The organism is Pseudomonas sp. GW821-FHT01E10, assembly GCF_059422365.1.
On sequence record NZ_JBWKWT010000003.1, the window covers coordinates 242,340 to 253,838 of the forward strand.

Consider the following 11,499-nt stretch of genomic DNA (forward strand, 5'->3'; position numbering starts at 1 on the left):
AGCAGTCGCAAGCTTTTGGGGTCGCTTCGCGACCCAGCGGGAGCAAGCTCCCTCGCCACACAAGCCCGCTCCCACAGGGGGATTGGGTTGATTCAGATGCTGATGCGCGAATGTTTGATATCGGGTTCCTGGTTGACGCTCAGCTGTTTGACGATTGCATCCTGCAAGCGGCTGCACAGCAAGGGGTCGGACAGCGGCTGATTGTTGGCGTCGGTGATAAAGAACACGTCTTCCACGCGCTCGCCCAAGGTGGCGATCTTGGCGTTCTGCAGCGACAGGTCGAACTCGAGGAAGATCGTGCCGATCCGCGCCAGTAACCCGGGACGGTCGGGTGCGCTGAGTTCCAGCACGGTCACCGGACGCTGGGCATCGTTGTGGATTGTCACCTGTGGCGCAAAGGTAAAATGTTTGAGCTGACGCGGCACCCGACGCTGGATAATCGTTGGGTAGTTGTCCGGATTGCGCAGGGCTTCGGTCAGGCCTTCGCGGATCTGCTTGACCCGCGCCGGGTTGTCGCCGATCGAGTCGCCATCGGTGTCGAGCACGATATAGGTGTCGAGGGTGAACTGGCTGCTGGAGGTGATGACCCGGGCGTCGTGAATGTTCAGGTTGAGCTGGTCCATCGCCGCCACGGTCACGGCGAAGAAGTCGTGCTGGTCCGGCGCATAAATGAAGATCTGCGTACCGCCCTCGAACTCGCGCTGGGTGGTTTCCTTGATCAGCACCAGCGGGCCGCCGTCGGCCGGCTGCTGCAAGATTGCATCAGTGTGCCAGGCCACGTCGCCGGCGGTGTGACGCAGGAAGTAGTCATCGCCCAGTTGTGCCCACAACTGCTCGACGTCGTCCGGGTCGGTGCCGCCGCGTACCAGAATGTCCAGCGCTGCGCTTTGGGTCTGGCGGATCTGTTCTTCGCGATCCACCGGGTTTTCCAGGCCGCGACGCAAGGCGCGCTTGGTCTCGGTGTAGAGCTGGCGCAACAGGCTCGCGCGCCAGGAGTTCCATAGCGTCGGGTTGGTCGCGTTGATGTCGGCAACGGTCAGCACATACAGATAATCGAGGCGGGTTTCATCGCCGACAATCTGCGCGAAATCGTGGATCACATGCGGGTCGGACAAGTCCTTGCGCTGGGCGGTGGTCGACATCACCAGGTGGTTTTGCACCAGCCAGACGATCAGGCGGCTGTCCCAGATCGGCAACTGATGGCGCTGGCAAAAGGCTTCGGCGTCCACTGCGCCGATTTCCGAGTGGTCGCCATGCCGGCCCTTGCCGATGTCGTGGTACAGGCCGGCCAGGTAAATCAACTCCGGCTTGGGCAGTTTGGCCATGAGCTTGCTGGCCAGCGGGAATTTTTCCGACACCTGGGTGTACTGCAACTTACGCAGGTGCTTGATCAGGTTCAGGGTGTGCGCGTCGACCGTATAGATGTGAAACAGGTCGTGCTGCATCTGCCCGACAATAAAGCCGAACTCCGGCAGATAACGCCCAAGGATCCCGTAACGGTTCATCCGCCGCAGGTTGCGGTGGACGCCGATCTTGCACTTGAACAATTCGATGAACAGGCTGGTATTGCGAATATCGTTGCGGAAGTCGTCGTCGATCAAATGACGGTTCTCGCGCAGCAGGCGGATGGTGTCGGCGCGTACGCCTTTGATCTCCGGCTGCTGGGCCATCAGCACGAAGATTTCGAGCATGGCGAACGGCGTGCGGCGGAACACATTGTTGTTGCGCGCCTCGATGTAGCCGTCGTGCAGCTGGAATCGCGAGTTGATCGGCTGGGGCGGTGCTTCGTCTTCGGGGGCCAGGATCACTTCTTCGAAGTGCTGGATGATCAAGTCGCTGAGCTGGGCAATGCTCATGACCACCCGGTAGTACTGCTGCATGAAGTTTTCGATGGCGTGCTTGGCGTCATTGCCGACGAAACCCAGCAGCCCGGCAATTGTGCGCTGGTGATCGAACAGCAGGCGGTCTTCGGCGCGGCCGGCGAGCATGTGCAGCGCATAACGCACTTTCCACAGGAATTCCTGGGACGAAGCCAGCAGGGCGTTCTCGCTCTCCACCAGGAAACCTTCGCCGGCCAGGGCCCGCAGATTGAGGGTGCCGTACTCACGACGGGCAACCCACAGAATCGTCTGGATATCCCGCAGGCCACCGGGCGAGCCCTTGACGTTGGGTTCCAGGTTGTACTCGGTGTCGTTGTACTTGTGGTGACGGGCTTTCTGTTCGGCGCGCTTGGCCAGGAAGAACTCCTTGCTGGGCCACATGTGTTCTGTGCTGGTCACGTCCAGCATGCGCTGGCGCAGGCGCTCGGGACCGGCAATGGTGCGGCTTTCCATCAGGTTGGTGATCACCGTCAGGTCGGCGCGGGCTTCCTCGGCGCATTCGTCAACCGAGCGAACGCTCTGGCCGACTTCCAGGCCGATGTCCCACAGCAACGTCAGAAAACGCTCGATTGAATCACGGAAAATTTCGTGGTCGGCGCCGCCCAGCAGGATCAGCAGGTCGATGTCAGAGTAGGGGTGCAACTCGCCACGACCGTAGCCGCCGACCGCGACCAGCGCGATGTCGGCTTCGAAGTTCCAGTTGAATTGCTCCCAGGCCTTTTGCAGGATGTTATCGACGAACCAGGCACGATCCTCGATCAGCCGGCGAATCTCCCGGCCGCTGCGAAACCGCTCGTCGAGCACTTCGCGGGCCTGACGGATCGCCTTCTTGAAAGCAGCGATAGGGCTTGCCTTCAGGGCCAGTTCAGCCTGGAACTGGCCGCGGTCGAAGAGTTCGGGATCCACCTGCGGCATCGATTGGCTTTCCTTTCTATAAGGCTGGGAACGGCGCGGGCGGGATCAGGCCGAAACGCGCGGGATGGTATCGTCGCTGCGCAGGGTGAAGATCTCGTAGCCGGTATCGGTCACCAGCAGAGTGTGTTCCCATTGCGCCGACAGCTTGCGGTCCTTGGTGATCGCGGTCCAGCCATCGCCCAGCACCTTGGTGTCGGCCTTGCCCTGGTTGATCATCGGCTCGATGGTGAAGGTCATGCCGGCTTTCAGTTCCATGCCGGTGCCGGCGCGGCCGTAGTGCAGGATCTGCGGTTCTTCGTGGAACACCTTACCGATGCCGTGGCCGCAGAACTCGCGAACCACCGAGAAACCGTTCTTTTCCGCGTGCTTCTGGATCACTTCACCGATATCGCCCAGGCGGCAGCCGGGTTTCACCAGTTCGATGGCCTTGTACATGCATTCCTGTGTCACCTGGGACAGACGCTCGGCCCAGACTGGCACGGTGCCGACGTGGAACATGCGGCTGGTATCGCCGTGGTAGCCGTCCTTGATCACTGTGACGTCGATGTTCAGCGTGTCGCCATCCTTCAACGGCTTCTCGTTCGGGATGCCGTGGCAGACCACGTGGTTGATCGAGGTGCAGATCGACTTCGGAAAGCCCTTGTAGTTGAGCGGGGCAGGAATGGCTTTCTGCTCGTTGACGATGTAGTCGTGGCAGATGCGGTCCAGCTCTTCGGTGGTAACGCCCGGCTTGACATAATCGGCAATCATTTCCAGCACATCGGCGGCCAATTTGCCGGCGATCCGCATTTTTGCGATGTCCTCTGGGGTTTTGAGGGTGACGGTCATACAGGCTCTCTCTGCGCTCAATGGCGCCTTCTAAAACGAAATGGGCATTGCGCGAACGATCGTCGCGGCCCTGAAAAACGCAATTCTACCAGACGATCAGGGCAAATCTGAGCTTCTGTGCATCGCTTCTCTCTATAGGATGGCGCATTCTTGGGGGATTCCAAGGGCGGGATCAAAAGCATTCGCCAGGTTTTCAGAATGCGGGTTCCGTTTTTTCCGGCCTTGTGATATAAAATGCGCCGCTTTCCGGGGTACCCTGAAAAGCTTAAATCCACACACGTGTCGACACGATGACCTGGGTGCCTTCAGCTGATGCTGCTGGTTGGTCATTGGGATACGTGGAGGCCAAACCCGACTTATTAAGGAACTATCATGTCCCAAGTCAACATGCGCGATATGCTGAAGGCCGGTGTGCACTTCGGTCACCAAACCCGTTACTGGAATCCGAAAATGGGTAAGTACATTTTCGGCGCGCGTAACAAGATTCACATCATCAACCTTGAAAAAACCCTGCCAATGTTCAACGAAGCTCTGACTTTCGTAGAGCGTCTGGCCCAGGGCAAAAACAAGATTCTGTTCGTCGGCACCAAGCGTTCCGCTGGCAAGATCGTTGCTGAAGAAGCAGCACGTTGCGGTTCGCCGTACGTCGATCACCGCTGGTTGGGCGGCATGCTGACCAACTTCAAAACCATCCGTGCTTCCATCAAGCGTCTGCGTGACCTTGAAGTGCAAGCTGAAGACGGTACTTTCGCCAAGCTGACCAAGAAAGAAGCGCTGATGCGCACTCGCGATCTTGAGAAGCTGGATCGTTCCCTGGGTGGTATCAAGGACATGGGCGGTCTGCCAGACGCTCTGTTCGTTATCGACGTTGATCACGAGCGCATCGCGATCACCGAAGCCAACAAGCTGGGCATCCCGGTTATCGGCGTAGTCGATACCAACAGCAGCCCGGAAGGCGTTGACTACATCATCCCAGGCAACGATGACGCAATCCGCGCTATCCAGCTGTACATGGGTTCGATGGCTGACGCTGTTATCCGTGGTCGCAACAATGTTGCTGGCGGCACTGTAGAATTCGTAGCTGAAGAAACTCAGGCTGCAGCTGAGTAATTGACGCCCTGGCGTTGACTCAGTAAGCAAAAAGGGGGCTTGGCCCCCTTTTTGCCACCTCGAAAACCATTTGTCGGCGCCCACTGCTTTATCTGTAACGTGCGGCAGCTAACAAGGGTGGTTCGGGAAGAATTGATCGCCCGTTCGATCGGGTGGAATGGTTGAAAACCTATCCAAGAGGAATTTGAAAATGGCAGAGATTACTGCAGCGTTGGTCAAAGAACTGCGCGAGCGTACCGGCGAAGGCATGATGGACTGCAAAAAGGCCTTGACCAAGGCTGGCGGCGACATCGAAAAAGCCATTGATGACATGCGCGCTTCGGGCGCCATCAAGGCTGCCAAGAAAGCCGGCAACGTTGCCGCTGAAGGCGCAATCGCTCTCAAGGAAGACGGTAAATCCGCCGTTCTGCTGGAAGTGAACTCGCAGACCGACTTCCTGGCTCTGCAGGACGACTTCAAGGCATTTGTTGCTGCCAGCATTGAAAAAGCGTTCGCTGACAAACTGACCGATGCTGCTCCGCTGATCGAAGCGCGTGAAGCTGATCGTCTGGTTCTGGTTGGCAAGGTTGGCGAAAACGTCAACATTCGTCGCCTGGCTCGCGTTGAAGGCGATGTTGTTGGTGGCTACCTGCACGGCAACAAGATTGGTGTTGCGGTTGTTCTCAAGGGCGGCGACGTTGAGCTGGCCAAAGACATCGCTATGCACGTAGCGGCTACCAACCCTGAATTCCTGCTGCCGTCGGAAGTTTCCGCTGAAGCGATCGAGCGCGAGAAAGGCGTGTTCCTGACCCTCAACGCTGACAAGATTGCCGGCAAGCCAGAAAACATCGTTGAAAACATGGTCAAAGGCCGTATCAGCAAGTTCCTGGCTGAAGCGAGCCTGGTTGAGCAGGCGTTCGTCAAGAACCCTGAAATCAAGGTCGGCGACCTGGCCAAGAAAGCCGGTGCTGAAATCGTTTCTTTCACCTACTTCAAAGTAGGCGAAGGCATCGAGAAGCCAGTAGACAACTTCGCAGAAGAAGTTGCTGCCCAGCTGGCTGCCAGCAAGCAATAAGACGGTTTTTTAACTGTCGCCCTGAAGAGGCTGCCCGCTTACGCGCGCAGCCTCTTTTCAGATGGGGTTGCCAATTTTATTTGGTTTCCTTTTGGAACTGGCTTACAAAGCCATGTTCCGATGGCGCTGAAGCAGCGCCAAGCTAGAGTGAACGCCAGCTGTAAACAGCTCGCAAAGAATTTTTAAAATACGCCGCAGGAGAGATTCGCAATGGCTCAGCAGGGCAGTGGTTATCAGGCTCGCTATAAACGCATTCTACTCAAGCTTAGCGGCGAGGCCCTGATGGGCTCGGAAGAGTTCGGGATCGATCCGAAAGTTCTGGATCGCATGGCACTGGAAGTTGGCCAACTGGTTGGCATCGGTGTTCAGGTCGGTCTGGTGATCGGCGGGGGTAACCTGTTCCGTGGCGCAGCGCTCAGCGCCGCCGGCATGGATCGGGTCACTGGCGACCACATGGGCATGCTGGCCACTGTGATGAACGCCCTGGCGATGCGCGATGCGCTGGAACGTGCCAATATCTCGGCCATCGTGATGTCGGCCATTTCCATGGTTGGCGTGACCGATCACTATGATCGCCGCAAAGCCATGCGCCACCTGAACTCCAAGGAAGTCGTGATTTTCGCGGCCGGTACTGGCAATCCGTTCTTTACAACGGACTCGGCTGCCTGCCTGCGCGCAATCGAAATCGATGCCGATGTGGTGCTCAAGGCAACGAAGGTTGATGGCGTCTACACCGCTGACCCGTTCAAAGACCCGCATGCCGAGAAGTTCGATCATCTGACCTACGATGAAGTGCTGGATCGCAAGCTGGGTGTGATGGATCTGACGGCCATTTGCCTGTGCCGCGACCACAAGATGCCGCTGCGCGTGTTTAATATGAACAAACCCGGTGCCCTGTTGAATATCGTACATGGCGGCGCTGAAGGAACCCTGATCGAGGAAGTTCAACAATGATCAACGAAATCAAGAAAGACGCTAAAGAGCGCATGCAGAAATCCGTAGAATCGCTGGCGCACAACTTCGGGCGTATCCGTACCGGACAGGCGCACCCAAGCATTCTGGAAGGCGTGATGGTTCCGTACTACGGCGCCGACACTCCGATCAAGCAAGTGGCGAACATCACCGTTAAAGACGCCCGTACCCTGCAAGTCGTTGCCTTCGAGCGCAACATGCTGGGCGCGGTCGACAAGGCTATCGGTAGCGCTGGCCTGAATCTCAACCCGACCAACCTGGGTGAGTTGCTGCTGATCTCCATGCCGGCCCTGACCGAAGAAACCCGCCGGGGCTTCACCAAGCAGGCTCGTGATGTCGCTGAGGATGCCCGTGTTGCCGTGCGCAACATCCGTCGCGATGCAAACAGCTCGCTGAAGGACCTGGTCAAGGAAAAGGAAATCAGCGAAGACGAAGAGCGTCGTGCCACTGGCGAGATCGACGATCTGACCAAGAAATTCGTGGCTGAAATCGACGCTAAGTTGGCGGAGAAAGAAAAAGACCTGATGGCCGTATAAGGGTCGAGTTTTAAATGGACAAGACCAAGCAGACTGCGCCGTCCGCGGTGCCGCGCCATGTCGCGATCATCATGGATGGTAATAATCGTTGGGCGAAAAAACGCTTTATGCCGGGTGTCGCCGGGCATAAAGCGGGTGTGGATGCTGTTCGTGCGGTCATCGAGGTGTGTGCGGAGTCCGGGGTTGAGGTATTGACCCTGTTTGCGTTCTCCAGTGAGAACTGGCAACGCCCGGCCGATGAGGTCAGTGCCTTGATGGATCTGTTCTTCAGGGCGCTGCGTCGCGAGGCCAAGCGCCTGAACGACAACAACATCAGTTTGCGCATCATCGGCGACCGTTCGCGTTTTCATCCAGAGCTTCAAGCTGCCATGCGTGAAGCCGAGGCTATGACTGCCGGCGTCAATCGCTTTATCCTGCAGATCGCCGCCAACTACGGTGGTCAGTGGGACATCGCGCAAGCTGCGCAACGTCTGGCGCGCGAAGTTCAGGCCGGGCATCTGCGCCCTGAAGACATCACTCCCGAGCTGTTGCAAACCTGTCTGGCGACCGGCGATCTGCCGTTGCCGGACTTGTGCATCCGTACCGGTGGCGAGCATCGCATCAGTAACTTCCTGCTGTGGCAACTGGCTTACGCCGAGTTGTACTTCTCCGACCTGTTCTGGCCGGACTTCAAACACGACGCCATGCGCAAGGCGCTGGCTGATTTCGCTTCTCGCCAGCGTCGCTTCGGTAAAACGAGCGAACAGGTCGAGTCTGGAGCCCGGGTTTAATGCTTAAACAACGAATCATCACGGCACTGATTCTGCTGCCGATTGCCCTGTGCGGGTTTTTCCTGCTTGAAGGGTCCGGTTTTGCACTGTTTATCGGGCTGGTGGTGACGCTGGGGGCATGGGAATGGGCGCGCCTGGCGGGTTTCGCTGGCCAGGCGATCCGTGTTGCTTTTGCAGCTGTGGTCGCGCTGATGCTGTTTGTCATGCACATCCTGCCGGGGCTCGCGCCTTGGGTGCTGGGTGCCTCGGTGCTCTGGTGGGGCGTGGCCACCTATCTGGTGCTGACTTATCCGCGGTCCAGCGAACACTGGGCCAGCGCTGCCTGCAAGCTGGCGATCGGTTTGTTGATTCTGTTGCCGGCCTGGCAAGGTCTGATCCTGATCAAGCAGGAACCCTTGGGCAACTGGCTGATCATGGCCGTGATGGTGCTGGTCTGGGGCGCCGATATCGGTGCGTACTTTTCCGGCCGAGCCTTCGGCAAGCGCAAGCTTGCACCACAGGTCAGCCCTGGCAAGAGCTGGGAGGGCGTGTACGGCGGCTTGCTGCTGAGCCTGGTGATCACGGCAATCGTCGGTTTTGCGCGGGACTGGAGTTTCGCTCAGATGCTGATGGGCCTGTTCGGTGCCGCGGTCATCGTGTTCATTTCGGTGGTGGGCGACCTCACCGAAAGTATGTTCAAGCGCCAGTCGGGGATCAAGGACAGCAGTAATCTGCTGCCGGGGCACGGCGGTGTGCTGGACCGCATCGACAGTCTGACAGCGGCGATTCCAGTGTTCGCCGTGCTTCTGTGGATGGCGGCATCGTGAGTCGCCCACAACAGATTACCGTGCTGGGGGCGACCGGCTCGATTGGTCTGAGCACTCTGGACGTCATCGCCCGTCACCCCGAACGCTATCAGGTATTCGCCTTGAGCGGTTTCACTCGTTTGAGTGAGCTGCTGGCGCTGTGCGTGCGTCATGAGCCACGTTTCGCGGTCGTGCCGGAATCTGGCGCTGCCCGAGGCTTGCAGGACGAATTGCATGCGGCTGGCCTGTCGACCCGTGTTCTGGTGGGAGAGGAGGGCTTGTGTCAGATCGCCTCGGATCCGGAAGTCGATGCGGTAATGGCGGCGATCGTCGGGGCGGCGGGTTTGCGTCCGACCCTGGCGGCGGTCGAGGCCGGCAAAAAGATTCTTTTGGCCAATAAAGAAGCGCTGGTGATGTCCGGTGCGCTGTTCATGCAGGCCGTGCGTAAAAGCGGTTCGGTACTGCTGCCGATCGACAGCGAGCACAACGCGATTTTCCAGTGCATGCCGCAGGACTTCTCTCGTGGTTTGGGCGCGGTCGGTGTACGCCGGATTCTACTGACAGCCTCTGGTGGCCCGTTCCGGCAGACGCCCCTGGCCGAACTGGCGCATGTTACCCCCGAGCAAGCGTGTGCTCACCCGAATTGGTCCATGGGGCGCAAGATTTCGGTGGATTCGGCCAGCATGATGAACAAAGGGCTCGAGCTGATCGAGGCCTGCTGGCTGTTCGACGCTACGCCCTCTCAGGTCGAAGTGGTGATTCACCCGCAAAGCGTGATTCATTCGCTGGTCGACTATGTCGATGGTTCGGTGCTGGCGCAGCTGGGTAATCCGGATATGCGCACACCAATTGCCAATGCCCTGGCGTGGCCGGAGCGGATCGACTCGGGCGTTGCGCCGTTGGATCTGTTCGCCATCGCTCGCCTGGATTTCCAGGCACCCGATGAAGAGCGTTTCCCTTGCCTGCGCCTTGCGCGTCAAGCCGCCGAGGCTGGTAACAGCGCGCCGGCCATGCTCAATGCCGCGAATGAAGTGGCTGTGGCGGCCTTTCTCGACGGACGGGTTCGCTATCTGGAAATCGCGAGTATTATCGAGGAAGTATTGAACCTCGAGCCTGTGGTTGCGGTTGATGATCTCGAGGCAGTGTTTACGGCCGATGCGAAAGCACGGGTACTGGCCGGGCAATGGTTGAGTCGTCACGGCCGATAAGTGCTGCAATACGTTGGCCCATGCAGCACCGATAGGATTGCGGAGAAAGTAGATGAGCGCGCTCTATATGATTGTCGGCACCCTGGTAGCGCTGGGCGTGCTGGTCACCTTCCACGAATTCGGCCATTTCTGGGTCGCACGTCGCTGTGGGGTCAAAGTGCTGCGTTTCTCCGTGGGCTTCGGCATGCCGCTGCTGCGCTGGCACGACAGCAAAGGCACTGAATTCGTGGTTGCCGCCATCCCGCTGGGTGGCTACGTGAAAATGCTCGACGAGCGCGAAGGTGAGGTGCCGGCCGATCAGCTCGATCACGCCTTCAATCGCAAGTCCGTCCGTCAGCGCGTTGCTATCGTGGCAGCCGGTCCGATTGCCAACTTTCTATTGGCGATGGTGTTTTTCTGGGCATTGGCAATGCTGGGCAGCGAGCAGGTGCGCCCGGTTATCGGCGCGGTCGAATCCGGCAGTATCGCCTCCAGGGCAGGTTTGAGTCCGGGGCAGGAAATTATTGCCATCGATGGCGAGCCCACTTCCGGCTGGGCTGCGGTGAACCTGCAACTGGTCCGCCGCCTGGGCGAGAGCGGTTCCCTGCAAGTGCTGGTCCGCGACCAGGGCTCCACCGTGGATTCGCCTCGTGAGCTGGTGCTGGACAAGTGGCTCAAGGGGGCTAACGAGCCGGATCCTATTCACTCGCTGGGTATTCGCCCCTGGCGTCCGGCATTGCCGCCGGTGCTGGCCGAAATTGATCCGAAAGGGCCGGCGAAGGCTGCGGGTTTGAAGGCTGGAGACCGCCTGTTGACCTTTGATGGCAAGGCACTGGATGACTGGCAGCAAGTAGTCGACATCGTCCGTTTGCATCCGGATACCAAAATCATGCTGCGCGTTGAGCGCGACGGTGCTCAAATCGACGTCCCTGTGACGCTGGCCGCGCGCGGCGAGAGCAAGGCACCCACCGGCTATCTGGGCGCAGGGGTGAAAGCGGTCGATTGGCCACCAGAGATGATTCGCGAAGTCAGTTACGGTCCGGTGGCCGCGATTGGGGAGGGTGCCCGACGCACCTGGACCATGAGCGTACTGACCCTCGACTCGCTCAAGAAAATGTTGTTCGGCGAGCTCTCGGTAAAAAACTTGAGTGGACCGATAACCATTGCTAAAGTGGCGGGCGCTTCTGCCCAGTCGGGCATCGCTGATTTCCTGAATTTCCTTGCTTATCTGAGTATTAGCCTGGGTGTTCTGAATTTGCTGCCCATTCCTGTACTGGATGGGGGGCATTTGTTGTTTTATCTGATCGAGTGGGCGCGTGGTCGTCCCTTGTCGGATCGGGTGCAAGGTTGGGGGATACAGATCGGTATCAGTTTGGTGGTCGGGGTGATGTTGCTTGCTCTGGTCAATGATCTGGGTCGACTGTAACGCTTCGCTGAATTGCGAATCTGCCGCATTTTGCGG

The 11,499-nt window shown here is 58.6% G+C and carries 10 protein-coding genes; 8 read left to right on the forward strand and 2 right to left on the reverse strand.

Annotated features, from left to right (window positions below; translation table 11 throughout):
• Nucleotides 1-92: 92 nt before the first annotated feature.
• Together AC07V0_RS07595 and map are read right to left on the reverse strand one after the other, a co-directional pair.
• Nucleotides 93-2,795 carry a [protein-PII] uridylyltransferase gene (locus AC07V0_RS07595; protein WP_064620056.1) on the reverse strand — a complete coding sequence of 901 codons (2,703 nt, stop codon included), beginning with the start codon at nt 2,793-2,795 and terminating at the stop codon, nt 93-95.
• A 45-nt stretch (nt 2,796-2,840) separates the two neighbouring features.
• On the reverse strand, nt 2,841-3,623 hold the full coding sequence (gene map / locus AC07V0_RS07600; protein ID WP_018927020.1) for a type I methionyl aminopeptidase: 783 nt from the start codon (nt 3,621-3,623) through the stop codon (nt 2,841-2,843).
• Between the two features lie 372 nt (nt 3,624-3,995).
• On the opposite strand from map, the gene rpsB reads away from it, so the two are divergent.
• From rpsB to rseP, 8 genes are all read left to right on the forward strand, one after another.
• Nucleotides 3,996-4,733 (forward strand): 30S ribosomal protein S2, encoded by a 738-nt coding sequence (gene rpsB, locus AC07V0_RS07605; protein WP_018927019.1) that lies wholly within the window; start codon nt 3,996-3,998, stop codon nt 4,731-4,733.
• Nucleotides 4,734-4,923: 190 nt separating this feature from the next.
• The gene (gene tsf / locus AC07V0_RS07610; protein ID WP_018927018.1) at nt 4,924-5,787 is read left to right on the forward strand and encodes a translation elongation factor Ts; all 864 of its coding nucleotides are present in this window, start codon (nt 4,924-4,926) and stop codon (nt 5,785-5,787) included.
• A 210-nt stretch (nt 5,788-5,997) separates the two neighbouring features.
• A complete protein-coding gene (gene pyrH, locus AC07V0_RS07615; protein ID WP_003198235.1) occupies nt 5,998-6,741 on the forward strand; it encodes a UMP kinase in 744 nt (247 codons plus the stop codon).
• On the forward strand, nt 6,738-7,295 hold the full coding sequence (frr, locus tag AC07V0_RS07620; RefSeq protein ID WP_007940501.1) for a ribosome recycling factor: 558 nt from the start codon (nt 6,738-6,740) through the stop codon (nt 7,293-7,295). Before pyrH ends, frr begins: the two co-directional genes overlap by 4 nt.
• A 14-nt stretch (nt 7,296-7,309) precedes the next feature.
• The gene (uppS, locus tag AC07V0_RS07625; protein WP_064620052.1) at nt 7,310-8,065 is read left to right on the forward strand and encodes a polyprenyl diphosphate synthase; all 756 of its coding nucleotides are present in this window, start codon (nt 7,310-7,312) and stop codon (nt 8,063-8,065) included.
• On the forward strand, nt 8,065-8,871 hold the full coding sequence (locus AC07V0_RS07630; RefSeq protein ID WP_086944758.1) for a phosphatidate cytidylyltransferase: 807 nt from the start codon (nt 8,065-8,067) through the stop codon (nt 8,869-8,871). Before uppS ends, AC07V0_RS07630 begins: the two co-directional genes overlap by 1 nt.
• Complete coding sequence (gene ispC / locus AC07V0_RS07635; protein ID WP_086944759.1) at nt 8,868-10,058, forward strand: 1-deoxy-D-xylulose-5-phosphate reductoisomerase; 1,191 nt, start codon at nt 8,868-8,870, stop codon at nt 10,056-10,058. Before AC07V0_RS07630 ends, ispC begins: the two co-directional genes overlap by 4 nt.
• Before the next feature lie 52 nt (nt 10,059-10,110).
• Entirely contained in the window at nt 10,111-11,463 is a 1,353-nt protein-coding gene (rseP, locus tag AC07V0_RS07640; RefSeq protein WP_018927014.1) for a sigma E protease regulator RseP, read from the forward strand.
• The last annotated feature ends 36 nt before the right edge of the window (nt 11,464-11,499 follow it).